General features: G+C 71.8%; 23 protein-coding genes. 6 read left to right on the forward strand and 17 right to left on the reverse strand.

Going from position 1 to position 20,060, the window contains the following annotated elements; all coding sequences use genetic code 11:
- Window positions 1–14: 14 nt before the first annotated feature.
- From AB0J67_RS24000 to AB0J67_RS24070, 15 genes are all read right to left on the reverse strand, one after another.
- A complete protein-coding gene (locus tag AB0J67_RS24000) occupies window positions 15–263 on the reverse strand; it encodes a hypothetical protein (protein WP_363485671.1) in 249 nt (82 codons plus the stop codon).
- Window positions 263–1,171 (reverse strand): site-specific DNA-methyltransferase, encoded by a 909-nt coding sequence (locus AB0J67_RS24005; protein WP_363485672.1) that lies wholly within the window; start codon window positions 1,169–1,171, stop codon window positions 263–265. Before AB0J67_RS24005 ends, AB0J67_RS24000 begins: the two co-directional genes overlap by 1 nt.
- Window positions 1,168–2,472, reverse strand: coding sequence for a helicase-related protein (locus AB0J67_RS24010; RefSeq protein WP_363485698.1), 1,305 nt, complete (start codon window positions 2,470–2,472; stop codon window positions 1,168–1,170). Before AB0J67_RS24010 ends, AB0J67_RS24005 begins: the two co-directional genes overlap by 4 nt.
- A gap of 5 nt (window positions 2,473–2,477) precedes the next feature.
- Window positions 2,478–2,789, reverse strand: coding sequence for a hypothetical protein (locus AB0J67_RS24015; RefSeq protein WP_363485673.1), 312 nt, complete (start codon window positions 2,787–2,789; stop codon window positions 2,478–2,480).
- 1 nt (window position 2,790) lies between these two features.
- Window positions 2,791–4,638, reverse strand: a complete 1,848-nt coding sequence (locus AB0J67_RS24020) for a DNA cytosine methyltransferase (protein WP_363485674.1) — start codon at window positions 4,636–4,638, stop codon at window positions 2,791–2,793.
- A complete protein-coding gene (locus tag AB0J67_RS24025; RefSeq protein ID WP_363485675.1) occupies window positions 4,622–5,011 on the reverse strand; it encodes a hypothetical protein in 390 nt (129 codons plus the stop codon). Before AB0J67_RS24025 ends, AB0J67_RS24020 begins: the two co-directional genes overlap by 17 nt.
- Complete coding sequence (locus AB0J67_RS24030) at window positions 5,008–5,415, reverse strand: hypothetical protein (RefSeq protein WP_363485676.1); 408 nt, start codon at window positions 5,413–5,415, stop codon at window positions 5,008–5,010. Before AB0J67_RS24030 ends, AB0J67_RS24025 begins: the two co-directional genes overlap by 4 nt.
- On the reverse strand, window positions 5,412–5,810 hold the full coding sequence (locus AB0J67_RS24035) for a hypothetical protein (protein WP_363485677.1): 399 nt from the start codon (window positions 5,808–5,810) through the stop codon (window positions 5,412–5,414). The genes AB0J67_RS24030 and AB0J67_RS24035 overlap by 4 nt, the downstream gene beginning before the upstream one ends.
- Entirely contained in the window at window positions 5,810–6,487 is a 678-nt protein-coding gene (locus tag AB0J67_RS24040; RefSeq protein WP_363485678.1) for a hypothetical protein, read from the reverse strand. Before AB0J67_RS24040 ends, AB0J67_RS24035 begins: the two co-directional genes overlap by 1 nt.
- Window positions 6,484–6,726 (reverse strand): hypothetical protein, encoded by a 243-nt coding sequence (locus AB0J67_RS24045; protein WP_363485679.1) that lies wholly within the window; start codon window positions 6,724–6,726, stop codon window positions 6,484–6,486. The genes AB0J67_RS24040 and AB0J67_RS24045 overlap by 4 nt, the downstream gene beginning before the upstream one ends.
- Window positions 6,723–7,064, reverse strand: coding sequence for a hypothetical protein (locus tag AB0J67_RS24050; RefSeq protein WP_363485680.1), 342 nt, complete (start codon window positions 7,062–7,064; stop codon window positions 6,723–6,725). Before AB0J67_RS24050 ends, AB0J67_RS24045 begins: the two co-directional genes overlap by 4 nt.
- Window positions 7,061–7,498: a hypothetical protein gene (locus AB0J67_RS24055; protein WP_363485681.1), complete on the reverse strand. Its 438-nt coding sequence runs from the start codon at window positions 7,496–7,498 to the stop codon at window positions 7,061–7,063. Before AB0J67_RS24055 ends, AB0J67_RS24050 begins: the two co-directional genes overlap by 4 nt.
- Before the next feature lie 254 nt (window positions 7,499–7,752).
- Window positions 7,753–8,565, reverse strand: a complete 813-nt coding sequence (locus AB0J67_RS24060; protein WP_363485682.1) for a BRO family protein — start codon at window positions 8,563–8,565, stop codon at window positions 7,753–7,755.
- Window positions 8,562–8,771 carry a hypothetical protein gene (locus tag AB0J67_RS24065; protein WP_363485683.1) on the reverse strand — a complete coding sequence of 70 codons (210 nt, stop codon included), beginning with the start codon at window positions 8,769–8,771 and terminating at the stop codon, window positions 8,562–8,564. The genes AB0J67_RS24060 and AB0J67_RS24065 overlap by 4 nt, the downstream gene beginning before the upstream one ends.
- Before the next feature lies 1 nt (window position 8,772).
- Window positions 8,773–9,000, reverse strand: coding sequence for a helix-turn-helix transcriptional regulator (locus AB0J67_RS24070; RefSeq protein ID WP_363485684.1), 228 nt, complete (start codon window positions 8,998–9,000; stop codon window positions 8,773–8,775).
- Between the two features lie 391 nt (window positions 9,001–9,391).
- On the opposite strand from AB0J67_RS24070, the gene AB0J67_RS24075 reads away from it, so the two are divergent.
- The 3 genes from AB0J67_RS24075 to AB0J67_RS24085 all read left to right on the forward strand — a co-directional run bounded on the left by AB0J67_RS24075 (window position 9,392) and on the right by AB0J67_RS24085 (window position 12,889).
- Complete coding sequence (locus AB0J67_RS24075; RefSeq protein WP_363485685.1) at window positions 9,392–9,718, forward strand: hypothetical protein; 327 nt, start codon at window positions 9,392–9,394, stop codon at window positions 9,716–9,718.
- Window positions 9,718–10,917: a tyrosine-type recombinase/integrase gene (locus AB0J67_RS24080; RefSeq protein WP_363485686.1), complete on the forward strand. Its 1,200-nt coding sequence runs from the start codon at window positions 9,718–9,720 to the stop codon at window positions 10,915–10,917. Before AB0J67_RS24075 ends, AB0J67_RS24080 begins: the two co-directional genes overlap by 1 nt.
- A gap of 493 nt (window positions 10,918–11,410) precedes the next feature.
- Window positions 11,411–12,889, forward strand: coding sequence for a diguanylate cyclase (locus AB0J67_RS24085; RefSeq protein WP_363485687.1), 1,479 nt, complete (start codon window positions 11,411–11,413; stop codon window positions 12,887–12,889).
- Window positions 12,890–13,062: 173 nt separating this feature from the next.
- Here AB0J67_RS24085 and AB0J67_RS24090 read toward each other — a convergent pair whose 3' ends face one another.
- On the reverse strand, window positions 13,063–14,127 hold the full coding sequence (locus AB0J67_RS24090) for an aspartate-semialdehyde dehydrogenase (protein WP_363485688.1): 1,065 nt from the start codon (window positions 14,125–14,127) through the stop codon (window positions 13,063–13,065).
- A 77-nt stretch (window positions 14,128–14,204) separates the two neighbouring features.
- Entirely contained in the window at window positions 14,205–15,470 is a 1,266-nt protein-coding gene (locus tag AB0J67_RS24095) for an aspartate kinase (protein ID WP_363485689.1), read from the reverse strand.
- A 297-nt stretch (window positions 15,471–15,767) separates the two neighbouring features.
- Here AB0J67_RS24095 and AB0J67_RS24100 point away from each other — a divergent pair, with 297 nt between their 5' ends.
- From AB0J67_RS24100 to leuA, 3 genes are all read left to right on the forward strand, one after another.
- On the forward strand, window positions 15,768–16,544 hold the full coding sequence (locus AB0J67_RS24100; RefSeq protein ID WP_363485690.1) for a hypothetical protein: 777 nt from the start codon (window positions 15,768–15,770) through the stop codon (window positions 16,542–16,544).
- A 267-nt stretch (window positions 16,545–16,811) separates the two neighbouring features.
- Window positions 16,812–18,053: an MFS transporter gene (locus AB0J67_RS24105; RefSeq protein WP_363485691.1), complete on the forward strand. Its 1,242-nt coding sequence runs from the start codon at window positions 16,812–16,814 to the stop codon at window positions 18,051–18,053.
- 298 nt (window positions 18,054–18,351) lie between these two features.
- Complete coding sequence (gene leuA / locus AB0J67_RS24110) at window positions 18,352–20,055, forward strand: 2-isopropylmalate synthase (RefSeq protein WP_363485692.1); 1,704 nt, start codon at window positions 18,352–18,354, stop codon at window positions 20,053–20,055.
- Window positions 20,056–20,060: the final 5 nt, after the last annotated feature.

The following is a 20,060-nucleotide window of genomic DNA, read 5'->3' on the forward strand; positions in this document are numbered from 1 at the left end:
GGGCAGGGTGTCGGTCACAGGACATCTCCGGTGGTCTCGATGGTGAGGACGGGTGCCTTGCCGGCGGCGCGGCGGCACGGGACGCACAGCGGGTGGCCGTCGGGCCCGTAGCGGACGCACTCCTCGTGGCAGCTGGTGCACGGGCCGATCTCGGTCCGGACGGACATGCGCCCGTCGCGCCCGATGGCGAACCCGTTCTCGATGGCGTTGGCCGCGGCCCCAGCGCCCAGGGGGCGGGGCGGGGTGTCCTTCTTTCTGGCCATCACGCAGCCGCCAGTTCGGACAGCAGGTCCGGGGCCAGCGCGGCATCTTCGGCGGCGCGCAGGTTCGCGGTGGCGGTGCGCCAGTACGACGGCTTCAGCTCGATGCCGAGGAAGCGGCGGCCGGTTTCGATCGCGACGTGGCCCTCGGAGCCGATACCGGCGAACGGGGACAGCACCAGCTCGCCGGGGGCGGACCACAGTCGGATGCACCGGGCGATGAAGTCGAGCTGCAGCGGGCAGATGTGGCGCTCGTCGGCGTCGTCGGACGCGGCCCGGACGTTGAGGGTGTTGGTCTCGCGGATGCCGAGCCACACCGGCCGGGCCCAGGCGATCCACTCCTCGTTGGACACGTCGGACTTGACCGGGATCGGGTTGTCGCCGGGCTTGCGGAACTTGAGCAGGTAATCCGGCAGTGCCGGCCGGAGCATGGTCGAGTCCCGGTCCTTTGTGACGAACAGCAGACTGTGGGACTTGGTGCGGATGGCCTGGGCCTGCGGGTCCTTGTCGATGGTGACGCGGCCGTCGAAGATCCAGCCCTCGTCCACGAACGCCTGGACTACCTCGCCGGAGAAGTCGGTCAGGCCGATGGTGCCGTGCATGACCTTCTGCATGGTGATGTCGGCGACGTGGATGGCGGCGACCCGGCCGGGCCGGGTGACGCGCAGCTGCTCGCGGATGATGTACCGGTAGTGCTCGAAGAACTCCCCGCGGGAGCGGCTGTTGGACAGGTCGCGCGGGGACGGCGAGTAGTTGTACAGCTGGGCGAACGGCGGCGAGCACACCGACAGGTCCACGCTGTCGGTGTCGAGCTCGGTCAGGCGCTCGCACGAGTCGCCGAGCAGCAGCCGCCAGCGCTGCCCGGAGTCCTCGCCGGTGAGGTAGGTCGCGTCGTAGGTCTCGGTGGTCACGGCTGGCTCCAGTGGTCGGCGGTGCGCATCTGCGCGACGAGTTCGCCGGTGAACCGGGCGGCGTCGCGCTCTTTGCGGGTGACGTTGGTGGCGATCTGGCCCTCGATGGAGGACAGGACGATGTGGACCTGCACGGGCCGGGTCTGGCCGTAGCGCCAGCAGCGGCGGATGGCCTGGTAGTAGGCCTCGTAGGAGTCGGACAGGCCGACGAAGACCATGCGGGCGCAGTGCTGCCAGTTCAGGCCGAACGCGGCGATGCCCGGCTTGGTGATCAGGTGGCGGATGTCGCCGGCCGCGAACGCGAGCAGCAGCTCGGCCTTGCGTTCGGGCTTCATCGACCCGTGGACGTTGACCGCGTCGGGCAGCGCCCGGGCCAGCGCGTCAGCCTCGTCGTTGAGGCCGCACCACAGCAGCCACGGCTCGGCGGGCTCGTCCATCACCAGCTGGGCCGCGCGGGCGGTCCGCGCGGCGAGGGTGTCGCGGCGTACCTTCGCGCGGCCGCCGACACCACCGAGGTCGGTGGCGAACAGCTGCCCCTCCGGGACCGGGAGGTCGACGTCGATCAGGTGCGGGGTGACGGTCAGGTCGGGCAGGGCGTAGCCGTCGTCGGGGTAGCCGATGTCGGACGGTCGGCGCAGCGCCACGGCCCACGACGCCATCCACCGGAACATCGGCTCGCGGGCGTGGCCCTTGGCCCGCCACCCGTCGGTGTCGTGGATGAAGTACGTCGACAGCATCTCCCGGCGGGTGGCCGCGCCGAGGAACTCGGCGTGGTTGGCCAGCTCCGCGACGTCGTTCGGTGCCGGGGTCGCCGAGCAGGCGAGCCGGCGCGGGGTGTCGGCGAACTGCGCGATGAGCCGGTCGCGGATCTTGCTGGTGACGTCCTTGAGGATCGACGACTCGTCGAGCACGACCGCGCCGAACGCGGTGGCGTCGAACCGTTCGGTCATCTCGTAGTTCGTCACCCAGATACCGGGCCCGTCGACCTGGGCGCCGTCGCGCACGTACCGGGCGGTGATCCCGATCCGGGCCGCCTCGGCGACGGTCTGGGCGCACACGGCCAGCGGCGCGACGAGCAGGGTCCGCTCGGCGGACAGCCGCGCCCATTCGAGCTGCATCCGGGTCTTGCCGAGGCCGGTGTCGGCCCAGATCGCGGCCCGGCCGGCCCGGACCGCCCACGCGACGATGCGGGCCTGCCACGGGTGCAGCGACGGGTGCACGTCGCCGGGGTCGCAGGCGTGGCCGTGGCGCGGGCCAGCGGCGACCTTGCGCGCCAGGAACGACGCGTAGCCCAGGGTCATCTTCGTCACGGCTTCACCTGCTGCTCGGCGTCGTGGGCGGCGGCGTCGCGGGCCGCGCGTGCGGGGGTCTTGCGGGAGCCGCGGCAGTGGTCCTTGCCGCGCTTGGAGTGGTAGGGCAGACGACCGTCATCGAGCAGCACGTAGACCTGTGAGCACCACGGGCAGGGGGCCCGGTCGGCACCGGGCTTGCGGCCCGGGACGCGGTCGGGTGCCTCCGGGCCCGGCACGGCGATGACGCCGGCGCGCATGAGGTCGGTGTAGCGGTAGCCCTTCTCGGTGAGGGCGTACGCGCGGGGGCCGGTGAGGCTGCGGGCCATATCACGCCACCGCCGAGGTGGCGGCCAGGGCGGCGACGACGCGGCCGCCGAGCCACTGGGCGACGTTCGCGGACACGGCGTTGCCTGCCTGCTTGGTCTGCTCGCCGACGTTGCCGAGCACGGTGTAGGTGTCGGGGAAGCACTGGGCGCGCAGCTGCTCGCGGGGCTTGAGCATCCGGAACCAGCAGTCGTCCACGTCGATCGCGGGCTGCACGAGCGCGCCGGAGTCGCGGGTGGACATGGTGTGCAGCGGCTCGCCGGTGGTGGTGGGCCGGTTGGCGCGCCGGTACGGGATGACGAGGGCGTGGTTGCTGCCGCTGGTGACGATGGTCGCCAGCGGGTCGGTGCCCGGGTTGGTGTTGCGGATCCGGCCCGACCGGAACAGCGTCAGGAACGAGCCGGGGACGGCCAGGCCGTGGTGCCCGCCGCCGGCGGCCATGGTGCGCAGCGGGTCGTCGATGCCGTGTGCGTCGCCGTGGTTGCGCAGGACCGTGATGAACGGCTCGGACGTGACCAGCGAGTGCGAGTCCGACGTGGTCATCGCGCCGAGCGGCTCGGTGGTGGTGTCCTTGGTCATGTTCGCGGGGTCGGCGTAGCCGCCGTACTGCTTGACGTACACGGGCGGGATGACGACGCCGTCGGCGGCGGTGCCGGTGCGGGTGTTCAGCGGCGCGGACCCGGCGGGCCACGCGCGGACGTACCCGGAGCCGGGCCGCTCGTAGGTGTGGCCCGCCGCGGCGGCGATGAACGGCTCGGGGCTGACGATGGCCTCGGCTTCGCGGGCGGTGCGGGTACGCATCGGCTCGTCGAGGACACCGGCGGCGGTGTCGTTCCAGGTGCCACCGGCGGGGACGAGCATCGGCGGGGTGGCGACGCCTTCGCCGATCTTCACGGTGCGGGTGGGCAGCGGCGCCCGGTCGAGCGGCAGGGCGCGGCCGTCGCCGTCGTGGTTGACGGTGATCAGGGTCCGGTGGTCGGCGAACATCCGCAGCCCGGCCTCGATCCGTGCCATGGTCTTGGCGGCCAGGGGCGTGGCGCGGTCACCGATGCGGGTGCCGAGGTCGGTCCAGTCGATCGCAGCGGCGGCGGGCAGCACGTACGGCTCGACGGTGTGGCCACGCTCGGGGCAGACGTAGACGTACTGGCGGCGGTACTTGCCGACCTTGCGGGCGCCGGTCGCGCCGAGGTGCTGCTGTTTCCACGCCTGGCGGGAGTCGACGTTGACGCCGCACGCCTGGCACCAGGCCAGGGGTCGGGGCTCGACGTCGGGCAGCGGGATGCCCTTGCGGGTGAACACGAGGTAGAGCCGGTCGCGCCACTGCGGGGCGTAGGGGTTGCCGTCGCCGCCGATGTGCGCCGACGACACGCTGACGTACTGGACGTTGTAGCCGAGCAGGACCATGCCCGACACCCAGTGGTCGAACAGCTCCCACCGGTCGACGTCGGGCACGTTCTCGATCAGGACGGCCTGGTAGCGGTGGACCTCGGTGGCGCGGATGACGTCCCAGAACGTCGCCCGGGTGCGGGTGAACGCGTCGGCCGACACCGGCCCGAACGCCTCGAGCAGGTCGCCCTGCCCGGGGGCGGGGCGGGTCTTGGCGCGGCGGCCGCCGGCCGGGGACACCTCGGTGCAGATCGGCGACGCCCACAGGATGTCGGTGCTGGGCAGCCGCCGCATGTCGTAGTTGTTGACGTCGGCGCACACGTGCTCGGCGTCGCGGAAGTTCGCGGCGTGGGTCTCGATCGCCCGGTCCCAGTGGTTCGCGGCGAGCTTGAGCTCGAGCCCGGCGGCGTGCAGGCCGATGGACGACCCGCCCGCGCCGCAGAAGATGTCAGTGAACGTCAGCACTGAACTGCACCCCCAGGTTGGATCGGACGTCGTTGACGAAGTCCTCGACGAGGTCGCCCGCGCCGGGGCACGGGGTGTCGGACTGGTACTGCTGGGCGGCGTCGCCGGCGCGGCGGATCCGCAGCTGCAGGTGCGGGACCGCACCGCGGGAGTAGGTGACGCGCACGTCGGCGCCGCACAGCGAGCACGTGCCGGCCCAGGCCGGGTTGACGGTCGTGGACAGGCGGACGACCTCGTCGTAGCGGTAGCGGCGGAAGCCGGGGTCGCCCTCGACGTAGAGCAGGCCCTTGCTCGCCCAGCGGTCGAGGAAGTCGCGGTTGGTGCGCAGGATCTGCGCGGCGGTGATCTGCTTGATGAGGCTGCCGGGGATCACATCGGCCCCCCGGCGCGGGCGGGGTCGAGGGTGGCGAGCAGCTGTTCCTGTGCGGCCTGGACGCTGGCGCGGCGGGCCGGGGTCATCTCGGCCAGGACGGCGGACTTGGCGAGCTGGTCGCCGAGTCCTTTGATGACCTGCTCCTGCGCGGTGATGAGGGCGTGGGCGTCGCCGAGCCCGGACACGGCCGAGTCGCGCTCGGTCTCGAGGCGGGCGCAGTCGGCGAGTGCGGCGGCGAGCTGCTCGCGCAGGCCCTCGGCGTCGGCGGTGAGCATGGCGTGCAGGTCGCCGGTGGTGATGGCGGCGTCGCGGTTGCGGCGGGCCAGGGCGCGCCAGTAGCGGACGCGGTCGGTGTAGTGGATCCAGGCCAGCCAGCGGCGGGCACGGCGGACGAAGGTCGTCACCGGTAGTTCCTCCGGTCGGTGCGGATGTCGAGCGCGTTGAACTGCGCGGTGATCTGGTCGCTGTCGGCGAGCCACTGGGCGTGCTGCTCGAGCTGCGCGGCCAGCGGCGCCCACGCGGCGTCGAGCTGGGCGCGGGCCTGCGCGGTGGCCTCGGCGACCGCGGCGCGGGCGGCCGCGCGGGCGGCCCGGGCGGCGCGGACCTGGGTGCGGATCATCCAGCCGACGACCAGCGCGCCGGTGCCGAAGCACCAGACGCCCGCGCCGGTGATGACCGCGTCGCGGTCGACGGGCGCACCGGCGGTGTGCGCGACCGCGGCGACGCCCACCGCGACGGCGAGGGCACCCAGCGCGGCCGCCGTGGCGGCGGTGATGTTGGCGCTGATGAAGGTCCGCATCACGCCGCCCGGTGACGCGGAACGTACTGGCCGGCCGGGGCCGGGCACGCCAGGGTCATCTCGACCGCGTCCGCGGTACGCCGGTCGCGGCGCTCGGCGAGCCGCTCGCGGCACACCGCGCCCAGCTCGACCAGGCCGACGACGACCATCAGCAGCAGCGCCAGCACCGCGAACGCGGGCAGGGTCAGCCACAGCCACCACGGGACGGCAGGCATCCGGTCGGGGCCGATGGGCGCGAGGTCGGCGGCGGTCACCGGCGGCAGGTCGTCGACGACGGGGGTGGTCTGCTCGACCGGCGCGTCAGGGCCCGGCTGGTGCAGCTGGGGCGCGGCGCAGCAGGTGTCGAACCCACCGTGGCAGCCCGACTCGACCTCGCCGGAGGTCGGGCAGTAGTAGAGGTCCGGGCAGGTGGGCGTGTGCTCCGGCTTGTCGATGATGGCCGCGAACGTCTGCGTGTCGTCCCGGTACGCCGGGGCCAGCCACGCCGACGACCGGGCCGCCTCCGCGCGGATCCGCTCCGCGCGGCTGGTGGCGAGATCATCGGCGGCGGTGATCCGGTCGGCTGCGGCGTCGCTGCGGATCGCCGCCGTCGCCAGGTAGACGCCGGCGCCGGAGGCGAGCGCGGCGAGCAGCGCCGCGTACGCCACCTCGATGAGGTTGAACAGCTCTGTGGTCACTCCGCACCTCCGTGGGCGAGCAGGTCGACGGGGCCGCCGTTGGCGAAGTAGAGGGCCACGCGGGTGGTGGACCATCCGCCCCGGCCGTCGGCGGGGTTGGCGATGACGACGTCGCCGCCGAGCACGGCCACGGGCAGCGCGCCCTCGGCCACGCGGTACAGCTCGCCGCCGTAGGCGATCTCCTCGCCGCCGAGCAGGTGCGCGGTGGTGATCTCCGGCGCGGTCGCGGTGGTCGTCACCGGGCACCCCCGGGCGTGGCCTGGACCGGGACGATGACCAGCCGGTTGCGGCCGGTCGCGTACCGGGCGCCGGACGTGGCGACGATCGCGGCGAAGTCGGCGCGGGCCTGGTCGAGGTCGTCGTAACCGACCGAGCGGGTGAGCACCTCGGGGCCGCCCGCGATGATGCGGCGGGTCTGCAGCAGCCAGCCCGGGTTGAGCGCGGACACCATCCGGATCGGCCGGGCCGGCATCCCGGTGCCCGCGGCCACGGGCGCCGGGCCGGGGCTCACCTCGACGGCGAGGATCCGGCCTGTGCCCAGCGGCACGGGCACGAGCGGGTCGTGGGTGGTGTTCACACGAGCCTCCCGACCAGGGCGAAGCGGGCGGCCTGGCGGCCGCGGGGCGCGTGCAGTCCCAGCCGAGGCGGCTGCACGATTTCGTTGACGCGGACGTCGACCGTCCATCCCTCGTACATGCCGTGGGCGTGGTGCATCCGCAGGAACGTCCCGACGCCGTCGAGCACGTCGCAGGTCACCGCCAGGTCGAGGGCCATCGCCCATGCGGCCAGGTCGGCGGGGTTCTTCACGCGCATCCACAGGTGCGGGGAGATGGTGAGGCCGGTGGGGTCGATGCCCTTGGCGGTCAGGTTCGCCGCGATCTCGGCGGCCGAGCGGCGGATGATCCGGGCGGGCTGGGGCAGGCCCTTGCGGATCAGCCGCGCGGTGCGCAGGCCCATCCGGTAGGGCGAGAGCGGGCGGAACAGTGCGGTAACATCCAGGTCGGTGGTCATCGGGAGTCCTCATCTCTCGTGATCCGCTGGTACTTCGGGAAGGCCCTGGGCGGTGGTGCGTCCGGGGCTTTTCTGCTGTCCGGGGTGGGCCCGCCCGGTCGGGGAGGACGTCGGCGGGAGTGACGTCCACCGGGCGGGCCCGGTCAGGGGCGGCCGGTCAGCGCAGCGGCGGCGGGGCCGACGGCGACGACGGCTGCGGGTGCGGGTTCGTGTCGTCGCCGGGGCCGCCGTACGGGTTGGCCAGGGTGTGCATGTCACTCCTCGGGAAGGGCAGGCACGGCCGAGCGCGCGAGCCTGCGGCGGATGAGTTCGACGCCGGACGGGCGAACGCGCGTGGTGTGCGTGGCCTCCCGCTCGCCGTCGGAGTGCTCGTACGACTGCGCCACCACGTGGAAGTGCTCGGCGTAGCGCTGGTACGGCACGTTGTCGGCCATCAGCACCCGCAGCTCGCGCAGCCGGCGCATCAGCAGGTTTCGGCCCAGGCCGGTCTCGGCGTGCAGCATCTTGGCGACCTCGCCGAAGGAGTGCGTGCCGTCGGCGGACTGGTAGGTGTCGTACGCCTCGGCCTTCGGCGCGGCCACCGCGAGCGCAGCCTGGGCGGCGTCGCGCTGCTCGACCGTGTCGGCCAGCTCCCGCAGTGCCGCGACGTACGTCTGCGGCAGGGCAGGCGCCAGCTCGTACCGGCCGGTCCGGCGGATCGCGGGCAGCACCTCGCTGGTGACCCAGCGCTTGAAGGGCCGCGCCTCCGGCTTGCGGCTGCGGAGGATCAGCGAGTAGAGGCCGGACTCGGAGACGACGCCGAGCGGCTGCGGCCCGCCGGGGGTGTCCATGGTGTGGACGCCCCTCTCGTCGGAGTCGAGCAGCGCCACGGACGACCGCGGGTTGCCCAGCTCGAGCACGGCGCACACGTCGGCGGCGACGAACCACGGTTCGCCGTCGATCACGACCGTGCGCACGGTGGCACCCGTGGCCGGGAACCGGTAGACGGCGAGCGCCTTCGGGCCGGGCGGCGGAGGCGGGGTCTGCGGGCCGGCCGGGGGCCGGGGGCCGGTGGCCTGGCCGCTCATGAGCGTCCCCGGACCGGGCTGCGCAGGCCGCGCTCCTTGGCGATGCGGTCGGCCTCGGTGACCGGGACGCGCAGTCGTGCGCGCTTGGCACCGGGGAGGCTGATGTCGGTCACGTGCACCAGCCCGGCGGTGACGAGCTTGTAGGCGCTGGCGCGGCTGACGTCGATCATCTTGGCGAAGTGCTCGACGGTGACGAGGGCGGCCATGTCAGGCCGACTTGCTCTGCGAGGTGGCGGGGAACAGCAGCTCGACCGCGACGCCGGCGAACTTGGCAAGGCTGATGGCGGTGCCGAGCTGTGCCTCGGTTTCGCCCTCGAGCAGACGGGACAGCGTGCTCGGCGGAACCTCAGCCTGGCGAGCCTGCTCGCGGAGGCCGGTGATGCCCTTGGCCTTCATCAGCTCGTCCCAGAGCGGCCTGTTGAACAGGTGCCGCACGGTGTCACGGGTGCGGGAATCACTGTCCCGTGTGCGGGTCACTATCACGAGGGAGACACTAGATGTCCCGGGCGCGGGACACAAGGAGTGAACCGCGCCCGGGACAAAATCAGCCGTTCGGAGGACGGGCGTGGATGTGCGTCTATGCGCTACTGTCCCACGCATGCAACGCGAATCCGTGGCTGACAGCCCCCGCAACGCACGCGCCGTAGCGCGCCGGAAGCGCATCAGGCATGCCCCGTCGACGGGGCACCCGCCGGGGTATCCGCCCAGCTTGCGGGCTGGTTACATTGGTCCCATGGGTGCGACAGCGGGCCGTCCCGAGGACGGGTCAACGTGGTCTAAGTACGTTCGGTGGGCCGCCTCTCGACCGGGCATGAACGTCCTACGCTTGGCACAGTCGGCGAAGGTCAGCCGCTCGTCGCTCTACCGCTGGATGGCCGACGACGGCACGCAGGTCACCATCGAGTCGGCGACGAAGATCGCGACGGCCATCGGCGACGACCCGGCCAACGCGCTCCGAGCTGCGGGGTCGCTGCTGGAAGCGGCCGCCCCTGACATGTCCGACCCCGTCGTCCGCAAGATCATGGCGTACGACGTGGACGACGCGACCAAGCAACTGATGCTCGCCCGGCACCGCGAGAACGTCGAACTGCAGCAGAAGCGCTGGCTCGAAGACGTGGAACGGGACCTTGGCCGGCATACAGGGGCCGCCTGATGGGCAGGAACCGAGACGGCTACATCCGCCAACTGCCCAGCGGCCTGTGGGCCAACACCGTCCGCTTGCCCAACGGCGAGCGCCCCACGGAGACCTTCCGGCTTGAGAGCCAGGCAATCGCTTGGGGCCGCGCGATGAAGGTCGACATCAGCCGCGGCGACTGGATCGACCCTCGCGGCGGAAAGATCACGGTGCATGAGGTCTGGGAGCGGTGGACCAGTAAGCGCCCGCTCGAGAAGGCCTCGGCGGCGCGCGACGCATCGCACTACCGGACGTACGTCAAGCCGAAGTGGGGCCGGGCGCAGATCGGCGGCATCTACAAGCCGGACATCGACGTGTGGTGGCACGCGCTGTCGAAGCGCGAGCCGGTGCCCGTGGGCCCGGCGTCGATCCAGGCGGCGCTCGGCGTGCTGCGCGCGATCCTGCAGTCGGCGGTCGACGCCCGCCTGATCAAGTACAACGTCGGCGCGCTGGTGAAGGGTCCTAGCCGTGTTGCGCACCTCGACCGGGTCCTCGACGACGACGAGGCCGAGTTGCTGCTCGAGAACGCCGAGCGGCGCTTCCCCGGGCGGCCGTACGCCAAGCTGTTCCTCGAGAGCCTGCTCTACGGCGGGTTCCGGTACGAGGAAGGCGCGGCGCTGCTGGGCCAGCACATCCACCCGCGCCGCAAGCTCGCGCACGTGCTGCAGGTGATACAGAAGGACGGCACGATCAAGCCGCACCCGAAGACCCGCGCCGGCATCCGGGACGTGCCCTACGACGACATCCTGTGGCCACGGATCGAGATCCGCATGAAGGAAGTCGACGGCGGCGCGATGTTCCTCGCCGAGCGCGGCGGGCCGCTGCTATACGACCACTGGCGCGACCGGGTGTGGCTGAAGTGCCTGACCCGCGAACGCGACATGACGGCCGACGAGATCGACGAGTGGAAGCGGGCGCAGTTCGCCGCCGGCAAGAAGCGGGCATGGCGGCCGCGGTGGGTGGTCGACGAGCCGATCCTCCGCAATCCGCAGCCGACGCCGCATGACCTGAGGCACACCTACGGCACGCGTCTGGCCGAGGCGGGCGTGCCGCTGCACGAGATCATGGCGCTGATGGGGCACGAGGATCTCGAGTCGGTGCAGCGGTATTTGCACGCGCGCGACGGGCGGTTCGACCGGGCGCGCGCGGCCATGGTCGCGGCGCGTCTCGGCCGGTGATCATGTGTGTCACCCGTATGTCACGATCTTGAGACGGCAGTGGATGAGGGTAGACGAAGGTAGACGTAAATCGCCAGGCAGGGCAGTCTTTCGTCGCATCATCGCAGGTCGCGGGGCAGATTTTTAATCGTTCGGGACGAAGAGGCCGTCGGTTCAAATCCGGCTACCCCGACCGAGGAAGGCCGGGTCAGAGCAATCTGACCCGGCCTTCGGTGTATCCCCCACCGGCCGCGCCGTGTTGATCATGAACCTACGGACGTGGTCGGCGGCGTGTCCCCACCCCGGCACCGTGATCACCGCGCCGACTCCCGAGGGATGGGACGGGGAGGGCGGGATCACGGAAGGGTGGTTCGGGTGCCCGGCAACGGATATCCACTCAACCGATGGTCACGCTGTGCGAACGGTTCTCATAATTACCGCTGAACGCGCCTACGGTGAGTAAGCTTGCCAGCCGTAAGCTCCACCCCTCTGAGCAAAGAGCGAAATCTGCCCCGTGCCCCTTCCCCGCATCGTTGATGATGTCCACGCAGCACTGCGTACCTCGCGCAGCGCGGTAGAGGCGTGCAACGCCACGGTCTCCGTGCTGAGCCGGCACACGCCCGCCCTGATCGAGGCGCTGCTGCACGTGAAGGACCAGCTCCGATGCGTTTCGGCCAGCGGCGCGTGGCAGGTGTTCTCCGCCGTCCCGCTCGGGCACGGTGTCGTCGGCCGGGTGTACGCCAGCGGCAAGCCCGTCACCATCCTCGACGTCGCCAACGACCCCGACTACATCCGGCTCGGCCCGCCGATCACCTCCGAGATCTGCACGCCGATCATCGACCGCACCGGCCACCCGGTCGGGGTGATCAACGCCGAGTGGGCCGAGGCGCAGCCACTGGACGGCTGGGAGGAGACCCTCACCGAGGCCGGGCGGCTGCTCGGGGCGCGGCTGAGCGAGCTCGGCGGGCCGCCCGCGGAGACCCGCAGCGAGCAACTGCTGCGCCACGCCCTCGCGCTGACCAGTGCCGAGACCGACGCCGAGGTGCTCATCCGGGCCTGCCGCGCCGCCCGTGAGGTGACCGGGCTCGCCGCGGCCGTGCTGCTGCGACCCGCCCCGGATCTGGTGCCGGACGAGGACGAGCTGCGCGTCGTCATCGCCGCCAGCTCACCCGAGCCCCGTGACCGGCCCCTGGTCGCCCGGCTCGGCCAGATCGAGCCCGACCGGCTGTCCGCCCTGCTCGACGAGGCCTGCCGGTACGGTGCGTCGTACACGCTGGGCGACCCGGCGGTGCTCGACGCGCGCGGGTTCGAGGCGCTCACCGCCGCGGGCGTACGCACCATGATCGCCGTGCCGCTGGGCGCGGGCACCCCGACGATCTCCTCGTCGGTAGGCGCGCTGGTCGTGCTCGACGAGACCGCGATCGTGCCGGACAGCGCCCTGGTCAACCTGCTGGAACTGCTCGCCGCACAGGCCGGCACGTGCCTGGAGAAGCTGACCACGCTGCGCCGGCTGCACCTGCAGGCCAACTCCGACCCGCTCACCGGGCTGCGCCACGGCGGGCCGTTCGGCGACCGGCTCGCGACCGCCACACCGGGCCGCACGGCACTGCTCGCAATCGACATCGACCAGTTCAAGACGGTGAACGACACGCTGGGCCACGCCGCGGGCGACCGGGTGCTGGTGCAGATGTCCGGCGCGCTCCAGCAGGCGCTGCGGCTGGGCGACGAGCTGTTCCGGGTGGGCGGCGACGAGTTCGTGGCGGTGGTCGACGTGCCGAGCGCCGCCGAGGCGGTGCGGGTCGCCGAGCGCCTGGTCACAGCCGCCCGCGCCACCGGCCGCACGATCAGCGTGGGCGTCGCCATCCAGGGCGAGGACGAGTCCCCCGAGGCCGCCCTCTACCGCGCCGACCAGGCCCTCTACTTCGTGAAGCGGGCGGGCCGCAACGGCGTCCGCCTGGCCCCCGATCCGGCCGCACCCTCCCCCACCGCCTGACCCACCCGCCGCGCACGCCCGGCGCCACCAGGCGGAGATCGTCGGTCCAGGTCGAAATCTGCAGTGAGGCCTCACATCTCGACCCGAACTCGCGATCATCCCCCACCCCGGAGTTAAGAAGGGCACCTTCTACAACGCATAGCGTTAAGAAGGTGCCCTTCCTTCACGTGGGGTCAGCGGGAGAGTTCGGCGGCCAGGAGTTCGGCGATCTGGGCGGTGTTGAGGGCGGCGCCCTTGCGGAGGTTGTCGCCTGTCACGAAGAAGTCGAGGGCGCGGGGGTCGTCGACGGCGCGGCGGATGCGGCCCACCCAGGAGGGGTCGGTGCCCACCGCGTCGATCGGCATCGGGAACTCCCCGGCGGCCGGGTCGTCGACCACGATCACGCCGGGCGCGCCCTGGAGCACCTCGCGGGCGCCCAGCGCGTCGACCTCGGAGCCGAAGACGGCGTGCACGGCGACCGAGTGGCCGGTGACCACGGGCACGCGTACGCACGTCGCGCTGACCTTGAGATCGGGCAGGCCCAGGATCTTGCGGGTCTCGTTGCGCATCTTGAGCTCTTCGCTCGACCAGCCGCCGTCCCTGAGCGAGCCGGCGAACGGGACCACGTTCAGCGCCACGGGTGCGGCGAACGGGCCCAGGTCGTCGCCGACGGCGTGCCGGACGTTGCCGGGGCGGGTGCCGAGCACCCGGTCCCCTGCGATCTTGGCGATCTGGTCGTGCAGCGTGTCCACGCCGACCTGCCCGGCGCCGGAGACCGCCTGGTACGACGCGAGCACCAGCTCCTTGAGGCCGTACGCGTTGTGCAGCGGCGCGATCGCCACGATCATCGCCAGGGTGGTGCAGTTGGCGTTGGCGATGATGCCCTTGGGCCGGTTGCGCACCTGCGCGGGGTTGATCTCGGGGACGACCAGGGGGACGTCGGGGTCCATCCGGAACGCGCCGGAGTTGTCGACGGCGATCGCGCCGCGGGCCGCCGCGATGGGCGCCCAGTAGGCGGAGACCTCGTCGGGGACGTCGAACATGGCGACGTCGACGCCGTCGAACGCCTGCTCGGTGAGCGCGACGACCTCGACCTCCTCGCCGCGCACGAGCAGGCGGCGGCCGGCCGAGCGCGGGGACGCGATGAGCCGGATGTCGCCCCACACGTTGCGGCGGTGGCTGAGGATGTCGAGCATCACCGTGCCGACCGCGCCGGTGGCACCGACGACGGCGAGGGTGGGCAGGTTGGCGTTGCTCATGCCTGCTCCTCGCTGCGCTCGTCGACGGCATGAGCTCTGCTGAGCTCCATGATTCGCTCGCTACGCTCGCTCATGGGTTATCGGCCGGTCCCGCCGTACACCACGGCCTCTTCCTCGCCGGCGAGCTCGAACGCGTCGTGCACGGCGCGCACGGCCGAGTCGAGGTCGGTGTCGCGGCAGACCACCGAGATGCGGATCTCCGAGGTGGAGATGATCTCGATGTTGACGCCGGCGCGGGCGAGCGCCTCACAGAAGGTGGCGGTGACGCCGGGGTTGGAGCGCATGCCCGCGCCCACCAGGGAGATCTTGCCGATGTGGTCGTCGTAGAGCAGGCCCTTGAAACCGACCCGCTCCTGCACCTTCTGCAGCGCGGTCATGCCGGTGGGGCCGTCGACCTTGGGCAGGGTGAACGAGATGTCGGTGCGGCCGGAGGCCTCGGTGGAGACGTTCTGCACGATCATGTCGATGTTGATCTCGGCATCGGCCAGCGCGCGGAAGATCGAGGCGGCCTCGCCCGGCTCGTCCGGCACCGAGACGATCGTGATCTTGGCTTCGCTGCGGTCGTGCGCGACGCCGGTGATGAGAGCTTGCTCCACGGGAAGGTCCTCCATTGATCCAGTCACCAGGGTGCCGGTCTTGTTCGAGTACGACGAGCGGACGTGGATCGGCAGCCCGAACCGGCGGGCGTACTCCACGCTGCGCAGATGCAGGATCTTGGCGCCGGACGCGGCCAGCTCGAGCATCTCCTCGTACGTGATCTGCTCAACCTGCCGGGCGTTGGGCACGATCCGCGGGTCGGCGCTGAACACGCCGTCGACGTCGGTGTAGATCTCGCAGACGTCGGCCTTGAGCGCCGCGGCCAGCGCCACGGCGGTGGTGTCCGAGCCGCCGCGGCCCAGCGTGGTGATGTCCTTGGTGTCCTGGGCGACGCCCTGGAAGCCGGCCACGATCACGATCGCGCCCTCGTCGAGCGCGCCGCGCAGGCGGCCCGGGGTGACGTCGATGATGCGCGCCCTGCCGTGCACCGACGTGGTGATCACGCCGGCCTGCGAGCCGGTGTACGAGCGTGCTTCGTACCCGAGGTTGTGGATGGCCATGGCCAGCAGCGCCATCGAGATGCGCTCACCGGCGGTGAGCAGCATGTCGAACTCGCGCCCCGGCGGGAGCGGGCTGACCTGGTGGGCCAGGTCGATCAGCTCGTCCGTGGTGTCGCCCATCGCCGAGACGACCACGCAGACGTCGTTGCCGGCCTTGCGCGTCGCGACGATGCGTTCGGCGACCCGCTTGATCCGCTCGGCGTTGGCGACCGATGAGCCGCCGTACTTCTGCACCACGAGTGCCACGGTTGCCGGCTCCTCTCAACCTCGGGTAGGTAAGGACGCAGTCAGCTTAGCGGCGGGCCAGGGGCCCGATCGCGGGTCGATCCCAGCAGTCGGGCGAAGTGCCCGGGGATTTTCGAGATCCTTTTCCGTACGCCTTCCGCTGCCGTGCAGTCGCCCGCGCGACTCCCATCGGCGCCGTAGGAATTTCACGTGTGTGACACGCGCCACACACTGTGAGTTGCCTGCGTATCCTGCGATCTTGCGTAACCCGGGGCGCGTCAGCCGCGGTATCGGGCCCGCGGGGTCGAGAATGGGCGCGTGCGCCGGGCTGTCCTCACCGTCTCCTGTCTGATCGCCGCCTGCTGGGCGCTGTCCGCCTGCGGGGGGGCGACGCCCCAGGCCACGCCGCCCTCGCCCGCGGCCCTCACCGCCCCGCCCGGCCCCACCGAGCCGCGGGCGCAGCTCGCGGCCCGCGCGGCCGCCGCCAAGGACCTGCGCCAGGTGGCCCTCTACACGTTCAAGAGCCCGAAGCGGCCGGACCGCCGGATCACGCTGACCCGCGCGCTCGACGGCACCTGGCGCATCGACGTGCCGGGCGGCGCGCACAGCGGCGCGGTCGACCTCGCCCTGGTCTTCGCTGGCGGAGCGCTGCACCAGTGCGCCCTGGCGGCGGGCAACCATCCCTACTCCGGCTGCGTGAAGGTGGCCGGCGGCCTGCCCGCCAAGGCCGACGTGAAGGTGCAGCACCTGTTCACCGACTGGCAGAACCTGCTCACCGACCGGCGGCTGGCGCTGGCCGTGGCGGAGGTGCCGCCGCTGCCGGGCGCCCGCGGCAAGTGCTACTCGGTGGAGTCCTCCGCGGCCAGCCTCAACCTGCCGCTCGACGCGGGCATCTACTGCTACGAGACCGACGGCACGCTGACCGCCGCCCGGGTCGGCTTCGGCACGCTGCTGCTGGAGGGCACGCCGGGCGTCGCCCCGCAGACCGCGCAGCTGCCCGGTCCGGTCGTCCCCGGCCAGCCGCTGCCGCTGAACGCTCCGCCGTCGCCCAAGCCCTCGGCCAGCACCTCGGCCTCCCCGTCGGCAAAGCCCTGAGCCCCGCGGCGACCCCGCTCCGCTGTCACGCGCCGGACCGCGATCACGGACTCCCGCATAGACGTTGGCCTATTACATCGACTCCCACGTGATCGAACTCGATGTAATAGGCCAACGTGATTCAAAACGCCACCGCCGCGGCCCATACCACCATTCTCCGGCGCCCGCTGCCCCTGCCGCGCCGCGCGTGGAGATCACGTGAAGGAAAGCGACGGCACGCCGAAAAGGGATGGAGAAAGGCGGCGTACCCGCGCTGGAATCGCAGCCATGGGCTTACGCGACAACCTGATCCCCCCGCCCGGTCTCCCCCGCCGCCTCGCGGTGCAGAGCGTCTTCGCCGGCACCGGCTACGGCACGTTCCTCACCGGGAGCGCGGTCTTCTTCACCCGGGTGGTCGGCCTGCGGCCGCACGAGATCGGCATCGGGCTCTCCCTGGCCGCCGCCATCGCGCTGGTCACCGCGGTGCCGATGAGCTCGCTGGCGGACCGGTTCGGGGCGCAGCGGATGTGGGTGGTGGGCGCGGTGCTGCAGGGGCTGCTCTTCGCCGCCTGGCCGTTCGCGCGCGGCTTCTGGAGCTTCCTGCTCGTCATCGCCTGCGTCGAGATCGCCTCCACCATCGGGCAGGCGGGGCGCAACGTGTACCTCATCGAGGCGCTGGAGCCGGAGACCAGGGTGCGCACCCAGGCGTTCTCGCGGTCGTACCTCAACGTCGGCTGGTCGGTCGGGGCCGGGCTCGCGGCGCTGGCCCTGGCCATCGACACCCGCCCCGCCTACTACGCGCTGGTGCTGGTCAACAGCGTGATCCTGCTGCTGAACGCCTGGCTGAGCAGCCGCCTGCCCGCGGTGGCGCGGGCCGCCGCGCGGGCCGGTGCCGGGCGCCGCCGCGAGGTGTTCCGGGACCGCCCGTTCCTCGCGGTGACCGCGGTGTGCGCCGTGCTCACCTGCTACATGACCGTGTTCATGGAGGTCGCGCCGCTGTGGCTGCTGACCCACACCGACGCGCCGAAGTGGTGGCTGGGCGTCATGACGGTGACCAACACGCTGATGGCGACCACGATGCAGGTGGCGCTGACCAGGAGCGCGCACACGCTGGGCGGCGCCGCCGCGGCGATGCGCCGGGCCGGGCTGGTCGCGGCGCTCGGCTGCCCGGTGTACCTGCTCGCCGGGGTGACCGCGGGCACCGTCACCATGACCCTGCTGCTGGTGGCGACGGTGCTGCTGACCCTGGCCGAGATGTGGCAGTCGGCCGGCGCGTGGACGGTCGTGGCCGAGCTGGCCCCGCCCGACCGGCGAGGGGAGTACCAGGGCGCCTTCCGGATGGGCGGCTCGGCCCAGTCGATGATCGCCCCGGCGGCGCTGATCGCGCTCGCGGTGACCTCGGGCGGCTGGGGATGGCTCGCGGTCTCCGCCATGTTCGTCGGCGCGGCGCTGCTGATCGGTCCGGCGATGCACCGGGCCGCCCACGCCCGGCCGGAAATGCGCAGCGTGCCGGTTCAGGTGCCTGCCTGACGGGACACGCCGTCCCACGAAGCGGACATCGGCTCGCATGGGTGCCCGACGGGCGTAGAGTGGCCGACATCATGTGGTGCGCGAGCCTGCTCCTTCGCCGCCGCGACGAGGTCTGACCGACCGGCACCTCGTCGCGGAGTAGCGACGTGTGCTCGCCCGCTGGTCCCATCCGCGTTTCCGGTTGCCCGCGCCGACTGTTGCCGGGTCAACGAAATCTCGAAGACGGCCGATGTCGCCTTGGGCACATTCCGCTGTCGGACCACGCGCGAACCACCTGACGTCAAGGAGCATGGAAGCCATGTCTGCTGCTGCTCAGCGCCCCAGCAAGATGCCGTACCAGCGCTATCGCGGGTATCACGAACAGTTCCAGGTCGAGGTCGCCGACCGCACCTGGCCCACCCGCCGCGTCGAGGCCGCCCCGCAATGGTGCGCGGTGGACCTGCGCGACGGGAACCAGGCCCTGATCGACCCGATGTCGCCCGACCGCAAGCGCCGCATGTTCGAGCTGCTGGTCCGCATGGGCTACAAGGAGATCGAGGTGGGGTTCCCCGCCGCGAGCGAGACCGACTTCACCTTCGTACGGCAGCTCATCTCCGAGCGGCTGATCCCGGACGACGTGACCATCCAGGTGCTGGTCCAGTGCCGGGAGCACCTGATCGAGCGCACCTTCGAGAGCCTGCGCGGCGCGAAGCGGGCCATCGTCCACTTCTACAACTCGACCTCGACGCTGCAGCGCGAGGTGGTGTTCGGCCTGGACAAGGACGGCATCACCGCGATCGCGACGGACGGCGCGCGGCTGTGCCAGAAGTATGCCGAGATGATCACCCCCGACACCGAGATCCGGTACGAGTACTCCCCCGAGTCCTACACCGGCACCGAGCTGGAGTACGCGCTGGAGGTGTGCTCGGCGGTGATCGACGTGATCGACCCGACGCCCGAGCGCCCGCTGATCATCAACCTGCCGGCCACCGTCGAGATGGCCACCCCGAACGTGTACGCCGACTCGATCGAGTGGATGCACCGCCGCCTGCCGCGGCGTGACTCGATCATCCTGAGCCTGCACCCGCACAACGACCGCGGCACCGGCGTGGCCGCCGCCGAGCTGGGCCTGCTGGCCGGCGCGGACCGGATCGAGGGCTGCCTGTTCGGCAACGGCGAGCGCACCGGCAACGTCGACCTGGTCACGCTGGGCCTGAACCTGTTCAGCCAGGGCATCGACCCGCAGATCGACTTCTCCGGCATCGACGACGTCAAGCGCGCCGTGGAGTACTGCAACCAGCTGCCGGTGCACGAGCGCCACCCGTACGCGGGCGACCTGGTCTACACCGCGTTCTCCGGCTCGCACCAGGACGCGATCAAGAAGGGCCTGGAGGCGCACGCCCGCAAGGCCGACCAGGCCGGCGTGCCGGTCGACGCGTTCGAGTGGGGCGTGCCGTACCTGCCCATCGACCCGCGCGACCTGGGCCGCTCGTACGAGGCCGTGATCCGGGTCAACTCGCAGTCCGGCAAGGGCGGCGTCGCGTACATCATGAAGTCCGAGCATCAGCTGGACCTGCCGCGCCGGCTGCAGATCGAGTTCTCCGGCGTGGTGCAGCGCCGCACCGACGACGCGGGCGGCGAGGTCACCCCGGCCGAGATGTACGCGATCTTCGCCGACGAGTACCTGTCCGACCGTCGCCTGGCGGTGCGGTCCTACTCGGTGGCCACGGTCGACGGCAAGGTGGAGATGTCCGCGGAGGCCGATCTCGACGGCGGCGCGTGTCGCCTGACCGGGGTGGGCAACGGCCCGATCGACGCGTTCGTGCACGCGCTGGCCGACCAGGGCGTGAGCGTACGGGTGCTGGACTACGCCGAGCACGCGCTGACCTCCGGTGGCGACGCGCAGGCCGCCGCGTACGTCGAGTGCGAGGTGGACGGGGACGTCCGCTGGGGTGTCGGCGTCGACGCCAACATCGTGACCGCCTCGCTGAAGGCCGTCGCCAGCGCCGTCAACCGGCAGTAGGCACC

Origin of the sequence: Catellatospora sp. NPDC049609, assembly GCF_040675365.1 — a bacterium.
GTDB lineage: Bacteria > Actinomycetota > Actinomycetes > Mycobacteriales > Micromonosporaceae > Catellatospora.

Excerpts from the sequence above, each read along its gene's own strand:
- AB0J67_RS24060 (WP_363485682.1), bottom strand. The coding sequence starts at position 8,565 with ATGAGCGGCCAGGCCACCGGCCCCCGGCCCCCGGCCGGCCCGCAGACC.
- AB0J67_RS24090 (WP_363485688.1), bottom strand. The coding sequence starts at position 14,127 with ATGAGCAACGCCAACCTGCCCACCCTCGCCGTCGTCGGTGCCACCGGC.
- AB0J67_RS24105 (WP_363485691.1), top strand. The coding sequence starts at position 16,812 with ATGGGCTTACGCGACAACCTGATCCCCCCGCCCGGTCTCCCCCGCCGC.
- AB0J67_RS24080 (WP_363485686.1), top strand. The coding sequence starts at position 9,718 with ATGGGCAGGAACCGAGACGGCTACATCCGCCAACTGCCCAGCGGCCTG.
- AB0J67_RS24000 (WP_363485671.1), bottom strand. The coding sequence starts at position 263 with ATGGCCAGAAAGAAGGACACCCCGCCCCGCCCCCTGGGCGCTGGGGCC.
- AB0J67_RS24010 (WP_363485698.1), bottom strand. The coding sequence starts at position 2,472 with ATGACCCTGGGCTACGCGTCGTTCCTGGCGCGCAAGGTCGCCGCTGGC.
- AB0J67_RS24065 (WP_363485683.1), bottom strand. The coding sequence starts at position 8,771 with ATGGCCGCCCTCGTCACCGTCGAGCACTTCGCCAAGATGATCGACGTC.
- AB0J67_RS24055 (WP_363485681.1), bottom strand. The coding sequence starts at position 7,498 with ATGACCACCGACCTGGATGTTACCGCACTGTTCCGCCCGCTCTCGCCC.
- leuA (WP_363485692.1), top strand. The coding sequence starts at position 18,352 with ATGTCTGCTGCTGCTCAGCGCCCCAGCAAGATGCCGTACCAGCGCTAT.
- AB0J67_RS24035 (WP_363485677.1), bottom strand. The coding sequence starts at position 5,810 with ATGCGGACCTTCATCAGCGCCAACATCACCGCCGCCACGGCGGCCGCG.
- AB0J67_RS24015 (WP_363485673.1), bottom strand. The coding sequence starts at position 2,789 with ATGGCCCGCAGCCTCACCGGCCCCCGCGCGTACGCCCTCACCGAGAAG.